Source organism: Acinetobacter sp. I-MWF, from assembly GCF_025433935.1.
Taxonomy (GTDB): domain Bacteria; phylum Pseudomonadota; class Gammaproteobacteria; order Pseudomonadales; family Moraxellaceae; genus Acinetobacter; species Acinetobacter guillouiae.
In genome coordinates, this window is the sequence record NZ_JAMBAR010000003.1 from 1 (window position 1) to 282 (window position 282).

Below are 282 nucleotides of genomic sequence, written 5' to 3' on the forward strand. Positions count from 1 at the left end.
CGGTAGAGCCATTCACTGTAACACCGGTTACAGCTACCACTTGACCATCTGCGGTGACCACGAAACTGTTTAATGGCGGTAAGTTAGTGCTGTCTAGTGCTTCACTATAGGTCAAGGTGAGCGATGTGCCGGCTGTATCTAATGCTGCACTGACAAAGGTCGGTGCTGTGGTATCGCCACCAGGAATAATCGAACCATTGTCTACCGCTGTCGGTGGAAGTGTTGCAGCATCATTGCCCGCAATGTCTTGAATCGCATTTGGATCATTGGCTGCCGATGGAT

The 282-nt window shown here is 50.4% G+C and carries 1 protein-coding gene; it reads right to left on the minus strand.

Annotated features, from left to right (window positions below):
• Positions 1-282: SwmB domain-containing protein (locus tag M2R48_RS21070; protein ID WP_262087569.1), on the minus strand; the 282-nt coding region annotated here is incomplete at both ends.